This is a genomic window from Micromonospora sp. NPDC047074, from assembly GCF_040643815.1.
Classification (GTDB): Bacteria; Actinomycetota; Actinomycetes; order Mycobacteriales; family Micromonosporaceae; genus Micromonospora.
On sequence record NZ_JBEYVB010000001.1, the window covers coordinates 419646 to 441408 of the forward strand.

Annotated in this window: 18 protein-coding genes and 2 tRNA genes; 6 read left to right on the forward strand and 14 right to left on the reverse strand. The window is 72.6% G+C overall.

What is annotated here, in order from left to right; translation table 11 throughout:
• Window positions 1-50: 50 nt before the first annotated feature.
• Together ABZ809_RS02020 and ABZ809_RS02025 are read right to left on the reverse strand one after the other, a co-directional pair.
• Window positions 51-1433, reverse strand: a complete 1383-nt coding sequence (locus ABZ809_RS02020) for an MFS transporter (protein WP_357560451.1) — start codon at window positions 1431-1433, stop codon at window positions 51-53.
• Between the two features lie 178 nt (window positions 1434-1611).
• A complete protein-coding gene (locus ABZ809_RS02025) occupies window positions 1612-1872 on the reverse strand; it encodes a hypothetical protein (RefSeq protein WP_357560452.1) in 261 nt (86 codons plus the stop codon).
• A gap of 242 nt (window positions 1873-2114) precedes the next feature.
• Here ABZ809_RS02025 and ABZ809_RS02030 point away from each other — a divergent pair, with 242 nt between their 5' ends.
• Window positions 2115-6620, forward strand: a complete 4506-nt coding sequence (locus ABZ809_RS02030) for an HAD-IC family P-type ATPase (protein WP_357560453.1) — start codon at window positions 2115-2117, stop codon at window positions 6618-6620.
• Between the two features lie 210 nt (window positions 6621-6830).
• On the opposite strand, the gene ABZ809_RS02035 is transcribed toward ABZ809_RS02030, so the two are convergent.
• Complete coding sequence (locus ABZ809_RS02035) at window positions 6831-7817, reverse strand: L-threonylcarbamoyladenylate synthase (protein WP_357560454.1); 987 nt, start codon at window positions 7815-7817, stop codon at window positions 6831-6833.
• Window positions 7818-7826: 9 nt separating this feature from the next.
• On the reverse strand, window positions 7827-8450 hold the full coding sequence (locus ABZ809_RS02040; RefSeq protein ID WP_357560455.1) for an MFS transporter: 624 nt from the start codon (window positions 8448-8450) through the stop codon (window positions 7827-7829).
• A gap of 276 nt (window positions 8451-8726) precedes the next feature.
• Here ABZ809_RS02040 and ABZ809_RS02045 point away from each other — a divergent pair, with 276 nt between their 5' ends.
• The 3 genes from ABZ809_RS02045 to ABZ809_RS02055 all read left to right on the forward strand — a co-directional run bounded on the left by ABZ809_RS02045 (window position 8727) and on the right by ABZ809_RS02055 (window position 10868).
• Window positions 8727-8948, forward strand: a complete 222-nt coding sequence (locus ABZ809_RS02045; protein WP_357560456.1) for a hypothetical protein — start codon at window positions 8727-8729, stop codon at window positions 8946-8948.
• Between the two features lie 139 nt (window positions 8949-9087).
• Window positions 9088-9666, forward strand: a complete 579-nt coding sequence (locus ABZ809_RS02050) for a SigE family RNA polymerase sigma factor (protein WP_357560457.1) — start codon at window positions 9088-9090, stop codon at window positions 9664-9666.
• Window positions 9663-10868: a hypothetical protein gene (locus tag ABZ809_RS02055; protein ID WP_357560458.1), complete on the forward strand. Its 1206-nt coding sequence runs from the start codon at window positions 9663-9665 to the stop codon at window positions 10866-10868. Before ABZ809_RS02050 ends, ABZ809_RS02055 begins: the two co-directional genes overlap by 4 nt.
• A gap of 206 nt (window positions 10869-11074) precedes the next feature.
• On the opposite strand, the gene ABZ809_RS02060 is transcribed toward ABZ809_RS02055, so the two are convergent.
• The 6 genes from ABZ809_RS02060 to gyrB form a co-directional block, all read right to left on the reverse strand.
• Window positions 11075-11147: transfer RNA gene (locus tag ABZ809_RS02060), tRNA-Ala, on the reverse strand.
• 41 nt (window positions 11148-11188) lie between these two features.
• Complete coding sequence (locus tag ABZ809_RS02065) at window positions 11189-11317, reverse strand: DLW-39 family protein (RefSeq protein WP_357560459.1); 129 nt, start codon at window positions 11315-11317, stop codon at window positions 11189-11191.
• Between the two features lie 44 nt (window positions 11318-11361).
• Window positions 11362-11435, reverse strand: a tRNA-Ile gene (locus tag ABZ809_RS02070).
• A 220-nt stretch (window positions 11436-11655) separates the two neighbouring features.
• Complete coding sequence (locus ABZ809_RS02075) at window positions 11656-12600, reverse strand: DUF3566 domain-containing protein (RefSeq protein WP_357560460.1); 945 nt, start codon at window positions 12598-12600, stop codon at window positions 11656-11658.
• Between the two features lie 4 nt (window positions 12601-12604).
• A complete protein-coding gene (gene gyrA / locus ABZ809_RS02080) occupies window positions 12605-15124 on the reverse strand; it encodes a DNA gyrase subunit A (RefSeq protein ID WP_357560461.1) in 2520 nt (839 codons plus the stop codon).
• Window positions 15125-15254: 130 nt separating this feature from the next.
• Entirely contained in the window at window positions 15255-17201 is a 1947-nt protein-coding gene (gyrB, locus tag ABZ809_RS02085; RefSeq protein WP_357560462.1) for a DNA topoisomerase (ATP-hydrolyzing) subunit B, read from the reverse strand.
• 508 nt (window positions 17202-17709) lie between these two features.
• On the opposite strand from gyrB, the gene ABZ809_RS02090 reads away from it, so the two are divergent.
• On the forward strand, window positions 17710-18264 hold the full coding sequence (locus tag ABZ809_RS02090) for a hypothetical protein (protein ID WP_357560463.1): 555 nt from the start codon (window positions 17710-17712) through the stop codon (window positions 18262-18264).
• Here ABZ809_RS02090 and ABZ809_RS02095 read toward each other — a convergent pair.
• The gene (locus ABZ809_RS02095) at window positions 18249-18737 is read right to left on the reverse strand and encodes a MarR family transcriptional regulator (RefSeq protein ID WP_357560464.1); all 489 of its coding nucleotides are present in this window, start codon (window positions 18735-18737) and stop codon (window positions 18249-18251) included. The two genes, ABZ809_RS02090 and ABZ809_RS02095, sit on opposite strands and share 16 nt — an antisense overlap.
• 97 nt (window positions 18738-18834) lie before the next feature.
• Here ABZ809_RS02095 and ABZ809_RS02100 point away from each other — a divergent pair, with 97 nt between their 5' ends.
• Window positions 18835-19062 (forward strand): hypothetical protein, encoded by a 228-nt coding sequence (locus ABZ809_RS02100; RefSeq protein WP_357560465.1) that lies wholly within the window; start codon window positions 18835-18837, stop codon window positions 19060-19062.
• Window positions 19063-19098: 36 nt separating this feature from the next.
• On the opposite strand, the gene ABZ809_RS02105 is transcribed toward ABZ809_RS02100, so the two are convergent.
• The 3 genes from ABZ809_RS02105 to gnd are packed head-to-tail and all read right to left on the reverse strand — an operon-like array spanning window position 19099 to window position 21735.
• Window positions 19099-19722 (reverse strand): DciA family protein, encoded by a 624-nt coding sequence (locus ABZ809_RS02105; protein ID WP_357560466.1) that lies wholly within the window; start codon window positions 19720-19722, stop codon window positions 19099-19101.
• Window positions 19712-20845 (reverse strand): DNA replication/repair protein RecF, encoded by a 1134-nt coding sequence (gene recF, locus ABZ809_RS02110; protein ID WP_357560467.1) that lies wholly within the window; start codon window positions 20843-20845, stop codon window positions 19712-19714. Before recF ends, ABZ809_RS02105 begins: the two co-directional genes overlap by 11 nt.
• A 17-nt stretch (window positions 20846-20862) precedes the next feature.
• Window positions 20863-21735 (reverse strand): phosphogluconate dehydrogenase (NAD(+)-dependent, decarboxylating), encoded by an 873-nt coding sequence (gene gnd, locus ABZ809_RS02115; protein ID WP_357560468.1) that lies wholly within the window; start codon window positions 21733-21735, stop codon window positions 20863-20865.
• Window positions 21736-21763 lie beyond the last annotated feature (28 nt).

Here is a 21763-nt window from a genome sequence, read left to right on the forward strand (position 1 = left end):
CGGGCGTACGGTCCGGACGGGCCGGATCGGCATGTTCCAGCGCGCGTGGATCAGGCCGCCGGGCCGGGCACCACCCGGCCCGCCAGTGCTACCCCCAGCACGGCCAGCCCGGTGGCCACCGCGAGAGTGCCGGCGTAGCTGGCCGGACCCGGAGCCGCGCCCGCGGCGAGTACCGCACCGGTGAGCGCCAGCACGGTCGCCGCGAAGAGCGAGTCGCCCAGTTGCAGCGAGGAGCTGTTGCGGCCCTGCTCACCGGGGGCGGACAACTCCAGGGTGAGCACCGACAACGAGGGATAGAGCAGCCCCATGCCGACCCCCGCGCCCGCCCAGCCGAGTATCCCGACCCAGACCGGCACCGCCGGCGCGACGACAAGCGTCACCACGGCGGTGCCGGCGGCGATGCAGGTCAGACCAGCCCTCGGCAGGGTGGCCCGGGACCGTGGCGCGGGCATCCGCCCCTGCACCCAGGAACCCACCGACCAGGCCACAGCGCCGGTGGTCAGGACCAGGCCGGCGGCCGTCGGCGACAGTCCGCGTTCCCGCGACAGCATCAGCGGGATCACCACCTCCGCGCCGACGAACGCCGCCGAGGCGAGGCCACGGAGCCCGACCACCGTGGGCAGGCCCCGGCCGGCGCGCAGGAACCCGGCCGGCAGCAGCCGGGGCGCGCAGACCAGCAGCCCGGCCAGCGCCAGGGCCACCAGCCCGACGGCGGTGCCGCCGTGCTGCTGCCCCCCGACGTGCAACAGTGCGGCGCTCACCCCCGCCCCGCAGGCCCAGCCGATCCGGGCCGCCGCGCCAACCGGCAGCGCGGTGATCGTCGCCCCGCCGACCGCACGCAGGCCGGGGTGGATCAGCAACACCGCCGGCACCGCCACCACCGGCACCGCCAGGAAGACCCACCGCCAGCCGAAGTACTCCACGATCAGGCCGGCCAGCGCCGGACCGACCAGCGACGGTACGACCCACGCGGCGGCGAACGCCGCGAAGATCCGCCGGTGCAGCACCTCCGGGTACGCCTGCCCGACGATCACGTAGAGCGCCACCGAGAGCAGGCCGGAGCCGAACCCCTGCACGATCCGGCCGGCCACCAGCACGCCCATCGTGGTGGCGCTGCCGGCGATCACCAGCCCCAGCACGAACCAGACGAGCCCGTGCCACATCGGCACCCGGGGGCCACGGGCGTCGCACCAGATGCCGGAGGCGACCATGGCGAGCACGCCGATGGCGAACGGACCCCCGAAGGCGATCCCGTAGAGCGCCAGCCCGTCGAGGCTGCGGGCGACGGTCGGCATGGCGGTGCCCACCGCCAACGCCTCGAACGCGAGCAGCGAGATCAACGCGACGCTGCCGACCGTCATCGCCCGCAACCGGGGCGAGAAGAGCCCCGGTTCGCTGGCAGCCGGGGCCGTCGGCGGTGACGTGGTGGTCACCGCCGGCCGGTCCGGCGCGGCCGGTGCTCGGCACGGATCGGCGGATCCGGCTGTGATGGCCCCGCCTGGGCCCGGCGCAGTTCGATCAGCACGGGTCAAGCCTCGTACCTGAACCCGCATTGAGGTCAAGGGTGGACGCCGTCACAGCACCAGCCCGGCGCCGACCGGCCCGGCGCTCTCAGGCCGTCTCCAGCGCCTCCCCGATGCCCTTCGCCAGGCCCGACAGGTGCTGGTCCGCCAGCACGTGACCGGCGGTGATCACCAGCGCCAGCGGCCACTCGATGACCTGGAGCGCGGCGAGCACCCCGATGCCCGCGTAGTAGGCGATCTTGTCGGGTGGCGGCACGGCGACCTCGCCCAGCACCGGGATCTCCACCCGGCGGCCGAGCGCCCGGATCGTCTCGTGCGCCCCGCTCAGATGACGCGTCAGTGTGCTCATCCCAGCCTCCCCCGATGACGGTGACGACGATCCGGATTCCACCGGCACCACCGTCCATGCCCGCCGCGCGGAGAAACTTCCGGCCCGCCGCGCGGGAGAAACTTTGCGCTGCTCGGAGGGCATAACGGACGGTACGCCGGGAAGCCAGGCCGCCGGAGTTGAGGCGTGGGAGGCGAGATGGCGTACGGCAGAGGCATCGGCAGCGGGGGGCCCGACCGGCGCCTGTCCGGTCGTACGCCTCGATGACCCCGCTGGGCCGCGCCGCCGCTCGGCTCCTGCCGCCGGTCGCCGTGCCGCAGGTCGTCGGCGAGGCCTCCCGGAGTGTCGGCGCCGCCGCGAACCGGCTGGCCCGGATGGCCGGGCTGACCCGGCGTCGGGTGTGGTCCCGCCCCGGCCGGCACCACATCGAGGTGCACGGCGTGTGCCAGGACGGCGGCGACGCCCTCGCGCGGCAGGTCGAGGCGGCGCTGGAGCAGGTGCCTGGGGTGGAGTGGGCCCGGGTCAACGCCCCGTCCGGACGGGTGGTCGTGGCCGTCGGCACGCCGCAGCCGGAGTTGCGGCACCTCATCGCCACCGTCGCCCGGGCCGAACGCGTCTGCCCGCACCAACCGGACCCGGACATCCCGCCGCCGCACCCGCCCGAGGAGGGGCCGCGCACGCCGCGCACCCTCGGTGCGCTGGCCTCCGACGCCCTGGGCCTGACCATCTCCGCCGCCACCCGGATCCTGCCGTTCACCCCGGTGCCGGGGGAGGTCGCCGGGCTGCTCGGCGCGGTCGACCTGCACCCGAGGCTGCACGCGCTGGCAAACCGGGGGCTGCGCGCCGACCCCCGCGCCGACGTGCTCTTCCCGCTCGCCGAGGCGGTCGTGCAGGGCCTTTCCGGCGGCTGGACCGGGATCGTGCTCGACGGCGCGCAGCGGGTGGTGCAGTGGGGTGAGGCACGCGCCCAGCTCCGCACGTGGGCACAGGCCGAGCCCCGGCTGACCGGGGATCCGGACCGGGCGGTCGCCCGGGCACCCAAACTCGACCGTCCCCGGCCGAAGCCGGACGGCCCCGCCGAGAGATACGTGACGCGCATGCTCACCGCCGGCGCCGCCGCAGCCGCAGCCGCCACGCCGGTCGTCGGCCGGAAGCGGGCCGCCGCGCTGGGCCTCTCCGCGCTGCCCAAGGCCCCGGGCAGCGGACGCGAGGGGTACGCCGCCCAGCTCGGCCGGATCCTCGCCCGGCGCGGAGTGATCGCGATGGACCGCAGCGTGCTGCGCGAGCTCGACCGGATCGACACGCTGGTGCTGGACGCCGCCGTCCTCGGCTCCGACCGGGGCGTGCTGGCTGACCTCGCCCCGCTGGCCGGGGCGGACACCGGGCGGGTGGCGACGCACGCGTTCACCCTCTTCGACCCGGCCGCGCCCGGGGAGCTGCGGCAGTCCGACGGTTGGCGGCTCGGGCCGCTGGACGCCCTGGATGCCGATGATCCGGGTGACACCCCGGACAGCCGGCGGCTACGCGAGGGCGGCGGGAGCCTGCTCGGCCTCGCCGAGGGCGACACCCTGGCCGCCGTACTGCGGGTCGAGCCGGAGCCGGCGCCGGGCGTGGACGCCCTGCCGACCGCCGCCCGTCAGGCCGGTCTGCGGCTGGTCGTGGCCGGCGACGACGACCGGCGGTACGGCTTCGCCGACGCCCACCTGCCCGGCGGCGACCGGCTGGCCGAGTCGGTGCGGGCGCTCCAGGCCGACGGTGCCGTGGTGATGGTGGTCTCCGGCGACCGGGCCGCGCTCGGCGTCGCCGACTGCGGGCTGGGGTTCTCCGCCCCCGAGGATCTCCCGCCCTGGGGCGCGCACCTGCTGGTCGGCGCCGACCTCCGGGTGGTGACGCTGGTGATCGAGGCGACCGGGGTGGCCCGCTCGACGACCCGGCAGAACATCGGCCTGGCCCTGGCCGGCACCGGCCTCGGCGCGTTGGGGGCGTTCACCGCCGCGCCCGCGCAGTTGCCCGGCCGTACCCTCGCCGCCGTGAACGGCGCGGCCGCGCTGGCCTTCGCGCACGGCGTCGTACGGGCGCACCGGCTGCCCGACCGGATGGACGCCCCCGCGCCGACGATCACCGCCTGGCACCTGATGCCGTCCTCGACGGTGCTCGACCAGCTCGGCACCGGTCCGGACGGGCTGGCCAGCGACGAGGCCCGGCGCCGCCGGATCGCCTCGCCCGACGGTCCCTCGGGACCGACGGGTCTGCTGCGCGCCTTCGTCGACGAGCTGGCCAACCCGCTCACCCCGGTGCTCGCCGCCGGGGCGGTGCTCTCCGCGACCTTCGGCTCGCTGGTCGACGCGGCCCTGGTCGGCGGGGTGGTCGGCGGATCGGCGCTGCTCGGCGCGGTGCACCAGCACAACACCGAACGGTCGCTGGCGGAGCTGCTGTCCCGCTCGGCGGTGACCGCCCGGGTACGCCGCGACGGCGCGGAAGCGGTGCTGCCGGCCGACGAGTTGGTGCCCGGCGACGTGATCCTGCTCGAAGCGGGCGACGCCGTTCCGGCGGACTGCCGGGTGCTGGAGTCGGCCGGCCTGGAGACCGACGAGTCCTCGCTCACCGGTGAGTCGCTGCCCGTCGGCAAGTCCGACCAGCCTGTCGTTGCCGCCGCCGTGGCCGACCGCCGGTCGATGCTCTACGAGGGCACCACCGTCGCGGCCGGCCACGGAACGGCGGTGGTGGTCGCCACCGGCGCGGACACCGAGGCCGGGCGGAGCCTCGCGATGGCCCGGCAGGCCCCGCCGGCCAGCGGTGTGGAGGCGCGGCTGGGCAGGCTGACCCGGGGGGCGATCCCGCTGGCGGCGGGCTCGGCGGTGGCGGTGGCCGGCGCGGGTCTGCTGCGGGGCGTACCGCTGGCGGAGACGGCCGCGACCGCCGCGAACCTGGCGGTGGCGTCCGTGCCGGAAGGGCTGCCGTTCCTGGTCAGCGCCGCGCAGTTGGCCGCCGCACGGCGGCTGGCGGAGCACGGTGCGTTGGTCCGCAACCCGCGCACCATCGAGGCGCTCGGCCGGGTGGACGTGCTCTGCTTCGACAAGACCGGCACCCTCACCGAGGGGCAGCTGATGCTCGCCGGGGTCGGCGACGACGGCCGGTACGTCCCGATGGACCGGGTCGACGACAGCCTGCGACCGGTCCTCGCCGTCGCGCTGCGGGCCACCCCGCCCGCCGCCGACCCGCACGACCTGGCCCAGCAGACGGATCGCGCGGTCCGGTCCGGCGCGCAGGCGGCCGGGGTGACCGAGCAGACCGGCGCGCAGGGGTGGGAGCCGGTCGGTGGCCTGCCGTTCGAGCCGTCCCGCGGCTACCACGCCACCGTCGGCCGCACCGGGGACCGGCTGCTGCTCAGCGTGAAGGGAGCGCCGGAGTCCGTGCTGCCCCGGTGCTCCGCCTGGCGCACCCCGGGGGGACGCGACGAGCCGCTCGACGACGCGGGGCGCGACGGGCTGCACGCGACGCTCGCCGCCCGGGCCCGGGCGGGGCACCGGATCCTGGCCGTGGCCGAGTGCCGGACCTCCTCACCCGGGGTCACCGACGACCAGGTGGACGACCTGACGTTCGTCGGCTTCCTGGCCCTCGCCGACGGGGTACGCGAGAGCGCCGCCCCCGCCGTGCGCCGGATCCGCCAGGCCGGCGTGCACACCATCATGATCACCGGTGACCACCCGGCGACGGCGGAGGCGATCGCGGCCACCATCAGCGATCACGACGAGCAGCGGGTGGTCACCGCCGCCGAACTCGACCAGCTCGACGACGACGCCCTCGCCGCGCGGCTCGCCGCCACGGACGTGGTGGCCCGGTGCACCCCCGCGCACAAGGTACGGATCATCCAGGCGTTGCAGAAGTGCGGCCGTACGGTGGCGATGACCGGCGACGGCGCCAACGACGCACCGGCGATCCGGCTGGCCGACGTCGGCATCGCCCTCGGCCAACGGGGCACCCCGGCGGCCAAGGCGGCGGCCGATCTGGTGGTCACCGACGACCGGCTGGAGACCATCATCGCCACGCTGGTCGAGGGCCGGGCGATGTGGTCCTCGGTACGCCACGCGCTCAGCATCCTGGTCGGCGGCAACCTCGGCGAGATCGCGTTCAGCGTGTTGACCGCCGCCGCCACCGGCCGGTCGGCGCTCACCGGGCGGCAGCTTCTCCTGGTCAACCTGCTCACCGACCTGGCTCCGGCGTTGGCCATCGCGGTCCGGCCACCGGGCGCGGACCACGCCGACGGCCTGCTCCGGGAGGGACCCGACACCTCGCTCGGCGAGACGATGACCCGGGAGATCGGACTGCGTGCCGCCGCCACCACGCTGGGCGCCACCGCCGGCTGGACGCTGGCCCGCTACACCGGGCGGCGCAGACGGGCGGGCACCGTCGCACTGGTCTCACTGGTCGGCACCCAGCTCGGGCAGACGGTACTGGCGGGCGGCACCAGCCCGGCCGTGCTCGCCTCCACCGTCGCGTCCGCCGGGGTGCTGGCGGTGGTCGTCCAGACGCCGGGGGTCAGCCAGTTCTTCGGCTGTACCCCGCTCGGTCCGGTCGGCTGGACCATCGCGACGGGCTCGGCGCTCGGCGCCACGTTCGCCAACGGCGCACTCACCCGCCTGGTGGAACGCCTGCCCCGGTCGGAGTCCGGTCCGGCGGACAGGCCAGACGCGGATGGGCCGGACGCCGACCGGTCGGACGTCGGCGATTCGACCGACACCACGGGCGACCAGGCGACGCGACCGTGACCGGCGTCTGTCTCCCCGTCGGCCCTGTCGAGCTGCCCGCACAGATGGGGCACGGCGCTCGGTGGTATCCGTCCGAGTTCCTCGTCGGCGTCGTCCACGAACCGTGCCCTGTCGTGTTGGTCCCATGGACGGGGCAGCTCGACAGCGCCCCGGCCAGAAGCTGTCCAGGCACCGTGCACCCGCCCGGCGGGCTGCCTGATCGGTCCCGACTCACCCCGCCGGATGCCAGGTGGCGGCGGCGCGACGCAACCGGTCGTTGATCGCGCGGCCGACGCCGACCTCGGGCACCGGCTCGACCAGGATCTCGCCGACGCCGGTGGCGTCCAGCTCGTGCAGCGCGTCGAACAGCCGCGCGGCGGCCTCGGTCAGGTCACCGGCGCCGGAGAGCACCTCCACCGCCGCCCAGTCGCCCGCCGGCCGCTCCCGGAAGGCCAGGAAGCCGCGCCGGACCCCGTCGGCCGCCGGCGGCTCGCCGCCCGAGACCAACCGCAGCGGCGTACGCGGGGCGTAGTGCGCCGCCAGCGTGCCGGGCGCGACCGGCTGCCCGGAACTGCCCGGGCGTACGGTCACCGGGCCGACTGCCTCCTCCAACGCCTCCACCGGCAGGGCGCCGAGGCGCAGCACCACCGGCTGCCCGCCCCGGGCGTCCACGATTGTCGACTCGATCCCGCACCGCGTCGGGCCACCGTCGAGCACCACGTCCACCGCGGCGCCCAGCCCGCGCACGACGTGCTCGGCCCGGGTCGGGCTGAGCTGGCCGAACCGGTTCGCGCTCGGCGCGGCCACCGGCACGCCGGCCTCGGCGATCAGCGCCCGCGCGTACCCGTTGTCCGGCACCCGGACCGCCATCGTCGCCAGACCCGAGGTGACGATCGACGGGACCGCCGCCGGCCGGTCCACGATCAGCGTGAGCGGCCCGGGCCAGAAGCGCTCGGCCAACGCCGCCACCGCAGCCGGCACCGCCCCGACCAGCTTCTCCAACTCGGCAGCCTCGGCAAGGTGCGTGATCAGCGGATCGAAGCTGGGCCGCGCCTTCGCCTCGAAGATCCGGGCGGCCGCCCGGGCGTCCAGCGCGTTCGCGCCGAGCCCGTAGACGGTCTCGGTGGGAAAGGCCACCAACCCGCCGGTACGCAGGATGGCGGCGGCCTCGGCGATGCCGGTGTCGGCCGGGAGCTGGCGCGGGTCTCGGGTGGTCACGTCCCGACGCTAACGTGCCGGCAGCGGTGCCCGGCGGGCGACAGCCCACGCGATGCCGCTCACCACGGTGCCCAGCAACGCGAGAACGGCCACCACCACGTCGACGAGGAACACCGACCGCCAGCCGAGCGCCTGCGCCAGCACGCCGCTCACGACGGGCCCGAGCAGGAGGGCGGCGCCGAGCGCGAGGCCCAGCACCAGCCGGGCCGGGGAACGCCAGCGGCCCACCTGACCGGAGAGGACGACGGCGACACCGGCCACGGCTCCGGCACCCAGCCCGACGACCACCCGCCCCGCCGCCAGCAGCGCCGCCCCCGACGCGGACGCGCTGAGCACGTTCCCCAGGACCAGGAGCACCAGCGCCGGCAACGCGGTGACGATGGGCCACCGCCGGCCGAGCAGGTAGCCGGGCACGACCAGCGCCACCGTCGCCGCCACGAACGACGCGGCCATGGTCAGCGTCATGGCCTCGCTGGACACTCCGAGATCGCGCCTGATCGCGCTGGCAAGTGGTCCGACAGGCGCGGCGAGCAGCCCGGCGGCGAGCAACGCACTGAACGCTGGGCCGGCAAGCAACCAGATCGGGCGAACCATCGACGGCGGCGCGGGTGCGGGGTATCCGGGCGCGGTCACGAAGCGAGTCTATGCATCGGGCTCCAACGTCGATGCGTGCGATCATGCCGCAGTGGTGGATCAGCCGGTCAGCGTGTTGTGGTCGCGGCCGTTACACCTGAGGTCGGGCCTGCAAGCGATGGCGGTGGCGTCCGGTCTCCTCGTCGTGGCGGAGCGGCACTCGCGTCTGGTCCGGCTGGAACCCCGCAGCGGGGCCCAGTTGTGCGAACAGCGTGTCGAGGACTGCTGGGGTACGTACGGCATCCACCGCACGGCGTTGTCCGCGCCTCGGCCCTCGTGCCCGGCGGGGCGCTGTTCGCCTTCGCGGACGGCTCGCTGCTCACCATCGACCGCGCTGGCAACGTCGTCGCCCGCACCCGGCTGTCGACGCGGGTCGACCGGCTGGTTCCCGCAGACAACGGCCGGATCCACGCAATCGGCAAAGGTCACCTCGTCACGCTCGACATGTGCCCGGCCCATGGCGTCATCCGAGGCAGCCAGAGTCTTCCTTACAACTGATCTCAATTCCGACGGGCAACCCGGCGCTGCTCCGGCCACGACATAGCGGTGTTGGAGACACAGCTACGGGAGGGGTGGAGATGCGGGTATGCGGACGATCACCGTACGGGTGGTGGCCGGTGGGAGGACAGGTCCGAGGATGCCGCTGAGGCGGGGAATCGCCGAGCGGGCCGCAGCCGATGCCGAGTACACCGAGTGCGTCCACGCCGGTCTGTCGCAGTGGCGCCGGACGGCGTATCTGATGTGCGGCGACTGGCACCAGGGCGACGACATCGTGCAGCGGGTACTCACTGAGCTGTACCGCAACTGGCCACGGGCTCGGCGGGCCGACAACCTGAATGCGTTGGTCCGGACGATGCTGCTGCGCCGGTTGATCGACGATCGGCGGCGCGGCTGGGCCAGAGTGTTGCTCACTGACCTGCTACCGGAGCGGCCCGCGCCGGCCGCCCCGGATGCCACGGAGCGGCTCGATGTGGTGGCGGCGCTGCGTCGGATCGCGCCGCGGCAGCGGGCCGTCCTGGTGCTGCGGTTCTTCCAGGACTTGACGGTGGAGGAGACGGCGCAGGCGCTGGACTGCGCGCCCGGCACCGTCAAGAGCCAGACCGCCAAGGGGCTGGCGACGCTGCGCCGCCTGCTCGCCCCTGGCAGAGATGACGTGCTGACCGGCGACGCGAGTGGCGCGCCGACCAACGTACTGCCTGACGGGAGTCGAAGATGACTGAGGAAATGGATGTAGCGCGGTTGATGCGCGCCGAAGTCGAATCGGCCGAACAGCCGTCGGCCGTGCTGAACATCGAGCAGGCGATGAGCACCGGGCGGCGGCAGCGCTGGTACGGCCGCGGCGCGGGTGCCGCGTTGGCAGCGGTCGTGCTGGCCGTCGGAGCTGTCACGGTGCCGGGTCTGGTCGCGCCGGACCGGCCGTCGGCGCCGTCGCTGGAGATGGTCGGCGCCCTGGCTCCACTGGAGCCGTTCACCGGGCAGGTACCGTCGCCCGGCTCGTCGCGGATCCCGGCCGTGTTGGAGATGGTCGACCCAACCGTCCAGTACGTTCGGTTCGGTTGGTTGCCGTCGGGCTTGAACGGGGTGCAGTACCAGGTGGGTCTGCTGCTGAGCGGCCCGGGAGTATCCCTGATCGGGCACGCTGCCGGCTCGCCACAGCCCAACTCGTGGGGAGGTGTGGCGGTCAGCCTCTACCCGAAGGGGGTGACGCCGTCGGCGCCTCAGGTGATCGGCATCGACGGGCGGGCGCCCACCGTCAGTACGGTGCCCGCGCCTCAGGTACGGGGCGCAGCGGCGACCTTCACCCAGTACGACGTCGAGGGCACCGACCAGCTCTGCCTCCGCTGGCAGTACGCCCCGGACGGCTGGGCCGAGGTCCGGGTCGCGCCTTGGGCGTCGGGACAGGATGCCCGGGAGATCGCCCTGCACGTGGCGCAGAAGCTCACGCTCAGTACGACCGAGCGGGTGCGGATGCCAGTCCAGGTCACGGGGGTGCCGCAAAACCTGCGGCCGATCCTGACCGACGTCGGCGGGCCGCTGACCTCGGACGGCACGCGGTGGCACGCCGGCGTTACGTACAGCGCCGAACCTCCCACCGCGAATCCCGGCTCCCAGCGGGCAAAAACGCTGGACGTCACCTTCTCCCCGTACTTCAAGATGACCGACAAGATCCGGACCGAACTGAACGGTAAGCTGCCTCCGCAGCCGAACACCACCGTCGACGGTCATCAGGCGTACTTCACCCCTGGCGGAGGCCCGGACTGGCTTGAGTCACTGACTGTGTACGACGTACATGGGCTGACGGTCAGTATCGACGCGCACCGCGGTACGCTCGCTGAGCAGGGCACCAAGGAGCTGTTCCAGCAACTCGACCTCACCGGCGCCACGCCGAACTGGCGCACCGCGCTGGTGGTCGACTAACACGCGCAGTCACCGCCCCGGAACTTGCCGGTCCTCGCCGGCGGCTCCGGGGCGGTTCGTTGTCCCGCCCAGGTCGTGACCGTCAACACCGGCAGCAGCGGAGTTGACCACTCACCGAGACGCGGTGGCACACGTGGAGGTAAAGAACGTCAATCAGAAAGCTGATTGCGCGAGGACTAAGCCCCGTGACCTGCATGGGAGCTGAGTGGAGCCCAGGGGACTCGAACCCCTAACCCCTGCCTTGCAAAGGCAGTGCTCTGCCAGTTGAGCTAGGGCCCCCGGGCCGGACGATGCCGCCGGTGCTGGCAGTGACCTGGGGATCAGCGCAGGTCGGGAGCGGTGGTCGCCTCGTGCCACAGGGCGCGCTCGTCGTTGGAAGCCTTGACCTTCGCGGCCACCACGGCCGCGACACCGATGACGCCGGCCAGGATCAGGAGCTTCTTGATCATTGGGATCTACCCCTCGTGCTCGACTGTCGTCGGACGATGTGCGGTGGGGCTAGCTGGAATCGAACCAGCGACCTCAGAGTTATCAGCTCTGCGCTCTAACCGACTGAGCTATAGCCCCGCGTAGCGACGAGCAAGGTTAACCCATCCGTCCGCCCGGCCCCAAATCGGGGCCGGCCGGGACGTCCGGCCGTTGCCGTCCCCCTGAACCTACCGGAGGCCGCGCGGCGGGCCCAGTTGATTTCGCCGGCCGTACGGCGTGCCCCGACGCCTCCGGACGTGCCCGGACACACGAGAGCCGGGACTCCGCGCTCGGCGGTGCCCCGGCTCTCGTCGGTGGTTCAGTCGCGCTCGGCGAGCGTCAGCTCGATGCCGCCGACCAGGTCGGCGCAGACGTTGTAGACGAACGCCCCGAGCGTGGCGAGCGCCGTGAACAGCACGACGTTGACCAGACCGATCAGCGCCGAGCTGAGGATCACGCCCTTGGCGGTGATCTGGAAGCCGCTGGTGCTCTGGCCGCCGCCCGCGCTGACCAGGTCGGTCAGGCTGTCGTTGACGCTGGTGAACACGCCCATCGCGTCGAGCGCCAGGTAGAGCACCGAGGTGGCCACCACGACGACGATGAAGAGCACCACCGAGACGGCGAACGCGAACTTCATCACGGACCACGGGTCGATCCGCTTGAGGTTCAGCCGGGCCCGGCGCGGTCCGCGCGAGGCGGCCGAGCTGACCGACGTACGCGCGGCGCGTACCGCGTCACCCACGCGGGCGGCACCGACGGCGGCCGCGCCGCTGACGCCCGGCGGCAGCCCGCCCCCGTTGGCGGGACGGCCCGCGCCGGCCGGTCGGGCACCGTCCGGTTGCGGCTTCGCGGTGCCGGTGACACGGGGCTGGGTGCCAGTGGCACCTGTGACCCTCGGCTGGGTGCCGGTGGCGCCCGTGAGTCGCGGCGATGTCCCGGTGGTGCCGCCCGACGGGCCGGCACCGAACTTCAACGGCTGGGTCGCCGTCGGCTTGGCCGCGGCCGGGCCGGCCGCGGGGGTCGGCTTGTCGGCCCCCGCCGCCACCTCGGTCTTGTCCGCCCCGTCCGCGTCCTCGGAGGGCTTGTCCGGGGGCGGCGTCATTCCGGGAGCCCGGGTGAATTTCGGGGCAGGCGCGTCGGCGGGGACGGTCGCCCGGCCCACGGCGGCGCGGCCGGTCGCTGGTGTGCCGCTCTTCGCGGCCTCCTCGTCGACCGGGGTGGCCGAGGTCCCCGTGTTCCCCGACTTCGCCTGTGTCTCCGTCATTCAACTAGTCCTGTTCGTCAGGCTCGTCGGCATTGCGAGCAATCGCCACGATAGTCACGCCATCCGGAAGGTCCATCAGCTTGACCCCCATTGTGTTCCGGTCACGTGTACGGCGTACAGGCTTCACCGGAGTCCGGATGACACCACCGTTGCTGGTGATCGCGAACAGTTCGTCGTCCGGGTCGATCACCACCGCGCCAACCAGACCACCGCGCCGCTCGGTAATCTTCGCAGTCAGCACGCCCTTACCTCCCCTGCCCTGCACGGGGTATTCCTCGATCGGGGTACGTTTCGCGTATCCCCCGTTCGTGGCGACCAGGACGTCCAGACCCTCACGGACGACCTCCATCGCCAGCAGGACGTCCTCCTCGCTGAACCGCATGCCGATCACGCCCGAGGTGGCCCGGCCCATCGGGCGCAGCGCCTCGTCGCTGGCGTTGAACCGGATCGCCTGCGCGTTCTTCGACACCAGCAGCAGATCCTCCTCGGGGGCGACAAGCGCCGCCCCGACCAGCTCGTCCTCGTCGCGCAGGTTGATCGCGATGATGCCGCCGGACCGCGGGGAGTCGAACTCCTCGAGCCGAGTCTTCTTCACCAGGCCGTTCTTCGTGGCAAGTACCAGGTAGGGGGCCACCTGGTAGTTCGGGATCTCGATGATCTGGGCGATCTGCTCGTCGGGCTGGAACGCGAGCAGGTTCGCCACGTGTTGGCCCTTCGCCACCCTACTGGCCTCGGGCAGTTCGTACGCCTTGGCCCGGTAGACACGCCCCTTGTTGGTGAAGAACAGCATCCAGTCGTGCGTCGAGCAGACGAAGAAGTGGCTGACGATGTCGTCCTGCCGCAGCGTGGCCCCACTGACGCCCTTGCCGCCGCGCCGCTGGGAGCGGTAGAGATCGACCTTGGTCCGCTTGGCGTAGCCCGTACGGGTGATCGTGACGACCACGTCCTCGCGGGCGATGAGGTCCTCCATGGAGACCTCGCCCTCGAACGGCACGATCTTGGTCCGCCGCTCGTCACCCCACTTGGCGACGATCTCGCCCAGCTCCTCGGAGACGATCTTCCGCTGCCGCTCGGGCTTGGCGAGGATGTCCTTGAGGTCGGCGATCTCCAGCTCCAGCTTGGCCAGGTCGTCGAGGATCCGCTGGCGCTCCAGCGCGGCGAGCCGGCGCAGCTGCATGTCGAGGATCGCGGTCGCCTGGATCTCGTCGATCTCCAGCAGCCGGATCAGGCCCTGACGGGCGTCCTCCACCGTGGGCGAGCGCCGGATCAGGGCGATCACGTCGTCGAGGGCGTCCAGCGCCTTGGACAGGCCGCGCAGGATGTGCGCCCGCTCCTCCGCCTTGCGCAGCCGGAACGCCGTACGCCGGCGGATCACGTCGATCTGGTGCTCGACGTAGTAACGGATGAACTGGGCCAGGTTGAGCGTGCGCGGCACCCCGTCGACCAGCGCCAGCATGTTGGCGCCGAAGGTCTCCTGGAGCTGGGTGTGCTTGTAGAGGTTGTTCAGCACCACCTTGGCGACCGCGTCGCGCTTGAGCACGAGCACGATCCGCATGCCGGTACGCCCGGAGGACTCGTCCCGGATGTCGGCGATGCCGCCGAGCTTGCCCTCCTTGATCAGCTCGGCGATCCGCTCGGCCAGGTTGTCCGGGTTCACCTGGTAGGGCAGCTCGCTGACGACCAGGCAGGGGCGGCCCCGCTTGTCCTCCTCGACCTCCACCACGGCGCGCATCCGGATCGACCCCCGCCCGGTGCGGTACGCGTCCTGGATCGCCTGCGTGCCCACGATCAGGCCGTGGGTGGGGAAGTCCGGCCCCTTGACGATCTCCAGCAGCGCGTCGAGGGTGGTGGCCTCGTCCTCCTCCGGGTGCTCCAGGCACCACTGCACCGCCGCGCCGATCTCGCGCAGGTTGTGCGGCGGGATCTTGGTGGCCATGCCGACCGCGATGCCCTCGGAGCCGTTGACCAGGAGGTTCGGAATCCGCGACGGCAGGATGGTGGGCTCCTTGGCCCGGCCGTCGTAGTTGTCCTGGAGGTCGACGGTGTCCTCGTCGATGTCCCGCAGCATCTCCATGGCCAGCGGGTCCAGCTTGCACTCGGTGTAGCGCATGGCGGCAGCCGGGTCGTTGCCCGGCGAGCCGAAGTTGCCGTTGCCGTCGACCAGCGGGTAGCGCAGCGACCAGGGCTGCGCCATCCGGACCAGCGCGTCGTAGATCGCCGAGTCGCCGTGCGGGTGGAACTGACCCATCACGTCGCCGACCACCCGGGAGCACTTCACGTAGCCCCGGTCCGGGCGGTAGCCGGAGTCGAACATGGCGTAGAGGATCTTGCGGTGGACCGGCTTGAGCCCGTCCCGGACGTCCGGCAGCGCCCGCCCGACGATGACGCTCATCGCGTAGTCGAGGTAGGAGCGCTGCATCTCCACCTCGAGCCCGACCGGTTCGATGCGGTCGTGCGCGACGACGGCAGCGGCGACCTCGGGAGCCTCGGGCTCGTTCGGTGTGGACTCGGGGATATCGGTCACTGTTAACCCTTATCAGACTCAGAGTCGTTTTCGTGCTGTGGATAACGGCTGTGGAAACCGGCCGTGCTGTGGATAACTCTGTGGATCGGCGGGCCGGCCGGTGGATTACCGGCGGGCCCGCCGAGGCCCGTCAGATGTCCAGGAACCGGACGTCCTTGGCGTTGCGCTGGATGAACGAGCGGCGCGCCTCGACGTCCTCACCCATCAGCACGCTGAACAACTCGTCGGCGGTGGCCGCGTCGTCGAGCGTGACCTGACGCAGCGTACGCGTCGCCGGGTTCATCGTGGTGTCCCACAGTTCGGGGTAGTTCATCTCGCCGAGACCCTTGAACCGCTGGATGTCGTCCGGCTTCGCGTTGGGCTTCTTCTGCTGACGCAGCGCGATCAGGCCATCCCGCTCGCGGTCCGAGTACGCGTACTGCGCGTCGTCGCCCTTCTTGTTCCACTTGATCTTGTAGAGCGGCGGGGCGGCCAGGTAGACGTGCCCCAGCTCGACCAGCGGACGCATGAAGCGGAAGAGCAGCGTGAGCAGCAGGGTCTGGATGTGCTGGCCGTCGACGTCGGCGTCGGCCATCAGAACGATCTTGTGGTAGCGCAGCTTCTCGATGTCGAAGTCGTCGTGGATGCCGGTGCCCAGAGCCGTGATCAGGGCCTGGACCTCGTTGTTCTTGAGCACCCGGTCGATCCGGGCCTTCTCCACGTTGAGGATCTTGCCCCGGATCGGCAGGATCGCCTGGGTCCGTGGGTCGCGGCCCTGCTTGGCCGAGCCGCCGGCCGAGTCGCCCTCGACGATGAAGACCTCGGACTCGCGCGGGTCGGTGGACTGGCAGTCGGCCAGCTTGCCCGGCATCGAGCCGGACTCCAGCAGTGACTTGCGGCGGGCCAGCTTGCGGGCCTGCTGCGCGGCGATCCGGGCGCGGGCCGCCTGGGACGCCTTCTGGATGATGACCTTCGCCTCGGCCGGGTTGCGGTCGAACCAGTCGACCAGCCACTCGTTGCAGACCCGCTGCACGAAGCTCTTCACCGGGGTGTTGCCGAGCTTGGTCTTCGTCTGGCCCTCGAACTGCGGGTTGGCCAGCTTCACCGAGATGATCGCGGCCAGGCCCTCGCGGATGTCCTCGCCGGAGAGCTTCTCGTCGCCCTTGAGCAGCTTCTTGTCGGCGCCGTAGCGGTTGACGACGCTGGTCAGCGCGGCCCGGAAGCCCTCCTCGTGGGTGCCGCCCTCGTGGGTGTTGATCGTGTTGGCGAAGGTGTAGACCGACTCGCCGTACGACTCGTTCCACTGCATGGCGATCTCGACCGACATGCCCTCCTCCTCGGCGCCGAACTCGACCACCGTCTTGTGGATCGGGCTCTTCGAGGCGTTGAGGTGCCGGACGAAGTCGGCGATGCCGCCCTTGTAGCAGAAGGTCACCTCGCGCGGCTTGCCCTCCTCGCCCTCCGGGACCCGCTCGTCGAGCAGGTGGATGGTGAGGCCCCGGTTGAGGAAGGCCATCTCCTGGATCCGCCGGTAGATGGTCTGGAAGTCGAAGTCGACCGTCTCGAACACGTCCGCGTCGGGCCAGAAGGCGACCGCGGAGCCGGTCTGGTCGGTCGGCTCGCCCTTCTCCAGCGGGGTCGGCTTGGAGTTGTGGTACTGCTGCCGCCAGACGAAGCCGTCCTTGTGGATCTCCACCGCCATCTTGGTGGAGAGGGCGTTCACCACGGAGACACCGACGCCGTGCAGACCGCCGGAGACGGCGTACGCCTTGCCGTCGAACTTGCCGCCCGCGTGCAGAACGGTCAGCGCCACCTCGACACCCGGCTTCTTCAGCTTGGGGTGCAGGTCGACCGGGAAGCCCCGGCCGTTGTCGGTGACCCGGACCCCACCGTCGGCGAGCAGCACCACGTCGATGGTGTCGCAGTGGCCGGCCAGCGCCTCGTCCACGGCGTTGTCGACGACCTCCCACACCAGGTGGTGCAGACCGCGTTCACCGGTCGACCCGATGTACATACCGGGGCGCTTCCGGACCGCTTCCAGCCCTTCGAGGACGGTGATCGACCCGGCGCCGTACTCCTGCTTGTCCTGCGCTGCCACCCTCGGCCACTTTCTCGCGCCGTCCGCACCTGGTGGCGCGTCGGGCGCGGGTTCGGCGGACAGGACGCGACGTCGACGCGCGGACCGGCACCGGGGACAATTCCGGGGTACGGATCGAACGCGCCGGTCGCCGCGGTTGCCCGCGGATCGCGATCGGCTAGACCCGACATGGACAATGATCGCGGGCCCTGCTCCGGGCCCGTGTCTCGTCGCTCCGCACCGGGTCTTCGTCTCAGCGTCAATCTTACTGTGCGCGGACGACAGAACCGCCACTCGGCACCCCTGCGAAGCGGCTGAGACCGACGTAGCCGGCCGAACCGCGCCGCCCGCGACTCCCCCTACACGCGAGGGGGCCATAGGGGGCCGGCGCCGCCCGACGATCGGTGCCGGTCGGAGCGCCGGAGGCGTCCTCCCCGCCACGCCGTCGACCCGGCCTTGATCTTTTCCGGCCGGAACCGGACGATCGACCCGATCGAAACTATCCGTGCTCATTAAGAGGTGACGCCAGATGGGGCTGGACAACGTCGCGGTGCAGTGGCCGCGGACCGGCCGCTTCTACGATCCGGTCGCGCCGGCCGAGTTCGTCGACTTCGGCGACATCGTCGACGTGCCGAGCATCTCCGCACCCACCGCGGCGCTCGCCGAGCTGATCGCCAAGACCGGCACCGTACGGGCGACCGCGTACACCGAGCTGGTGGATCTGCTGCTCGGCCTCGAAGGAGTGCTCTACGCCACGGATGCCGCCGCCGAGGACGAGGACCCGGTGATCGACCCCGACGGCTGCGCCTGGGTCGCCGGTGGCATCGAGCGGTTCGTGGCGGGCCACCGGGCGCACGGCGAGGCGGTGACCTTCGACTCGGTGAGCGAGGTGCTGCGGGCGCTGCTCGCCGACGGCCGCCTGGCGGAGCAGCAGTTGCGCTGGCTCGACAGCCGGCTGGACGCGCTGCGCGACGAGAGCGGCGAACCGCCGCAGTGGAACTTCACCTGCGCCGAGCTGGCCGTCCTGGCCGCCTTCTACCGGCGCTGTGCCGACCGCGGCTTCGCCGTCTACGCCGACGCCTGACCGCCCCGGCGCCCCCCGCCGGCCGCACCGGCGCGGCTGGCGGCCGCGATGACCTCGGTCAGCACGGTGTGCAGGTGGCGCAGGTCGTCGACCGGCAGGCCGAGTCGTTCGACGATCGTGGGCGGGATCTGCTCGGCGCGCGCCCGCAGGGCCTCACCTGCGGGCGTCAGGGTCACCGCGAGGCTCCGCTCGTCGGCCGGGTCGCGCTCGCGCCGGACGTAGCCGGTCGCCTCCAGCCGCTTGAGCAGGGGTGACAGTGTGCCCGGGTCGAGCTGGAGCAGGCGGCTGAGGTCGCGTACGGACAGCGGCGCGTGCTGCCAGAGCGCGAGCATGACCAGATACTGCGGGTGGGTCAGCCCCATCGGCTCCAGCAGTGGCCGGTAGACGGCGACCACGCCACGGGCCGCGACCGAGAGCGCGAAGCACACCTGTTGCTCCAGCGCCAGGGGATCCCCGTCGAGCTGGTCGGGCACGGGTGGACCTCCTCGTCGTCGTTGCGATCCTACCAACGATTGGTGTACCAATTATTGGCATGCAAAACGTTCCCTGCCGTACCGGAGAGGCCAGGCGATGACCGAGGACAAGCCGACCCCGAAGGCCCCTGGCGAGGGTGGGCGCCTGATGGCCTGGGCCTTCCGGCGCCTGGCGGGCCCGCCGGAGGTGCAGGGCGCGGTGCAGGGCGGTTCGAGCCAGGCCCGGGAGGCGTGGAAGCAGGACCTGGAGCGGCGTAAGCAATGGAGCCGCGAGCAGCGGGAACGCAAACGCGCCGAGCGGGAGGCCCGGCACGACGGTCGCTGACGCGATCCGCCGGCCCGGTGCGCGCCCGGCTGCCGGTCAGCCGTAGGTGTCCCGGGGGCCCCGGCCACGGACCCGCCGGGGGCCCTTCGACCAGGACGGCGCGGCAGGGCCGTGGATGTGCAGCTTGCGCACCACGTTGTGGCCGACCTCACGGGCGATCTGCTGGAGCAGCGAACCGGCCAGCAGCCGGAGCTGGGTCGCCCACGCGGTCGAGCGGGCCTCCACGGTCAGCTCGCCGTTCTCCAGCTTCACCGGCCGGCTGTGCTGGGCCACCTCCGGGCCGACCACCCGCTCCCAGGCGCCGAACACCGTCGCCTCGGCCGCCGGCTGCTGCCAGCCGCGCGCCTTGACGAGCCGGTTGAGCACCGCGCCGAGCGGCTGCGGATCACGCGGGTCCGGCCCGGAGCCGGAGTAGCCGCGCAGCCGCCGCTCCTGACCGCCCTCGCCGCCCCCGCCGCCGGTGGTACGCCGCCGCGTCCGCGCCGCCGCCTCCCGGCGGGCCTTCGCCGCGTCCAGCACCGCCCGGGCCAGCTCCGGCCCGCTCGCGCCACCGGAACCCGCCGCGCCACCGTCCGGCGCGCCGCCGGAATTCCCGCCGGCCGTCCCACCGCCACCACGGCCGGGGCCGAGGCGGGCCGGCGGAAGCCGCTCATCCGACACGTTCCACCGTCCCCTCGCTGACGGCGTACCGGGCACCACGCAGCGACGCCGGCACGTCCTCGGCGACGGCGCAGGTCACCAGCAGCTGGCTCGCGCCACCCACCAGCTCCGCGAGCCGTTCCCGCCGGCCGGCGTCCAGCTCCGCGAAGACGTCGTCGAGCACCAGCACCGGCTCGATGCCGTCGGACCGGAGCAGGTCGTAGCCGGCCAGCCGCAGGGCCAGGGCGTACGACCAGGACTCGCCGTGGCTGGCGTACCCCTTGGCGGGCAGCGGGCCCAGGGTCAGCGTCAGCTCGTCGCGGTGCGGGCCGACCAGCGTCGTGCCCCGCTCGACCTCGGCGGAGCGGGAGTCGGCGAGCGCGGCGGCCAGCGCCGCCGTCAGCGCCTCCCGGTCGGTGGTGGGCTCCGCCAGCTCCACCGACGGCCGGTAGGCGATCCCGGCGGCCCCGCGGCCGGCGGCCACGGCGTCGTACGCCTTCGTCACGTGCGGGCCCAGCGCGGCCACCAGTTCCAGCCGGCCCGCGAGCAGTTCCGCACCGTGTCGGGCCAGGTGGGTGTCCCAGACGGCCAGGGTCGACAGGTCCCCGCCCCGCGACCCGCCCGTCTTGCGGGCCAGGTACGCGGTGCGCAGCAGGGCGTTGCGCTGCTTGACCACCCGCTCGTAGTCGGCCCGCACCCCGGCGTACCGGGGCTGGCGGCTCACCAGCAGGTCGTCGAGGTAACGGCGGCGCTCGGCCGGGTCGCCCCGGACGAGTTCCAGATCCTCCGGGGCGAACAGCACGAGCCGGAGTGCGCCGAGCACGTCCCGCGGCCGGCGGGCCGGTGACCGGCCGAGCCGGGCCCGGTTGGCCTTGCCCGGAACGATCTCCAGCTCGACCAGCAGCTCGCGACCGTCGTGCACCACCGCGCAGCGGATCACCGCCGAGGACGCGCCCATCCGGACGAGGGGGGCGTCCGTGGCGACCCGGTGCGAATCCAGGGTCGCCACGTAGCCCAGCGCCTCGACCAGGTTCGTCTTGCCGACGCCGTTGGCGCCGATCAGGACGTTGGCCCCCGGCTCCAGATCCACGCCGACCCGCTCGTACGAGCGGAAGTCGACCAGTTCGAGCCGGCGGACGTACACAGGCCTGTGGATTCCGGTCAGCGCTTGTGGACGGCGTGCCCGCCGAACTGCTGGCGCAGCGCGGCGACGGCCTTCATGGCCGGCGAGTCGTCCTGGCGGGAGGCGAAGCGCGCGAAGAGCGAGGCGGTGATCACGTTCAACGGCACGGCCAGCCGGACCGCCTCGTCGACCGTCCAGCGGCCCTCGCCCGTGTCCTCCGTGTAGCCGCTCAGCTCGGCCAGCTCCGGGTCCTCGTCGAGGGCCCGGTCCAGCAGGTCGAGCAGCCAGGAGCGGACCACGGTGCCCTCGCGCCAGGACTTGAACACCCCCGGCACGTTGGTGACCAGCTCGGAGGCGGCCAGCAGCTCGTAGCCCTCGGCGTAGGCGTGCATCAGGCCGTACTCGATGCCGTTGTGCACCATCTTGGCGTAGTGCCCGGCGCCGACCGGCCCGGCGTGCACGAACCCGAACTCGCCCGCCGGCTTCAACGAATCGAAGATCGGCATGAGCCGGTCGACGTGCTCCTGGGCGCCGCCGACCATCAGCGCGTAGCCGTTCTGCCGGCCCCAGACGCCGCCGGAGACGCCGGCGTCGAGGTATCCGATGCCGCGGGCGTTCAGCCGCTCGGCGCGGGGCCCGTCGTCGCTGAACCGCGAGTTGCCACCGTCGATGACGATGTCGCCCTCGCCGAGGAATCCGGCGAGCTCGTCGATGGTCGCGTCGGTGACACCGGCGGGGACCATGACCCAGACCGCACGCGGCGACTCCAGCTTCTCCGCGAGCTCCGCCAGGGTCGCGACATCGCTCAGCTCCGCGTTGTGGTCGAAGCCGACCACCTCGTGCCCGGCGGCGCGCAACCGCTCGCGCATGTTGCCGCCCATCCGGCCGAGCCCTACCAGGCCGAGCTGCATGTGTTCCTACCTCCGTGCGTCGGGGTCC

Bases quoted from the DNA above. Each gene is read 5' to 3' on its own strand.
- ABZ809_RS02025 (WP_357560452.1), bottom strand. From the start codon at position 1,872: ATGAGCACACTGACGCGTCATCTGAGCGGGGCGCACGAGACGATCCGG.
- ABZ809_RS02030 (WP_357560453.1), top strand. From the start codon at position 2,115: ATGACCCCGCTGGGCCGCGCCGCCGCTCGGCTCCTGCCGCCGGTCGCC.
- ABZ809_RS02050 (WP_357560457.1), top strand. From the start codon at position 9,088: ATGCCGCTGAGGCGGGGAATCGCCGAGCGGGCCGCAGCCGATGCCGAG.
- ABZ809_RS02055 (WP_357560458.1), top strand. From the start codon at position 9,663: ATGACTGAGGAAATGGATGTAGCGCGGTTGATGCGCGCCGAAGTCGAA.
- ABZ809_RS02065 (WP_357560459.1), bottom strand. From the start codon at position 11,317: ATGATCAAGAAGCTCCTGATCCTGGCCGGCGTCATCGGTGTCGCGGCC.
- ABZ809_RS02075 (WP_357560460.1), bottom strand. From the start codon at position 12,600: ATGACGGAGACACAGGCGAAGTCGGGGAACACGGGGACCTCGGCCACC.
- ABZ809_RS02090 (WP_357560463.1), top strand. From the start codon at position 17,710: ATGGGGCTGGACAACGTCGCGGTGCAGTGGCCGCGGACCGGCCGCTTC.
- ABZ809_RS02100 (WP_357560465.1), top strand. From the start codon at position 18,835: ATGACCGAGGACAAGCCGACCCCGAAGGCCCCTGGCGAGGGTGGGCGC.
- gnd (WP_357560468.1), bottom strand. From the start codon at position 21,735: ATGCAGCTCGGCCTGGTAGGGCTCGGCCGGATGGGCGGCAACATGCGC.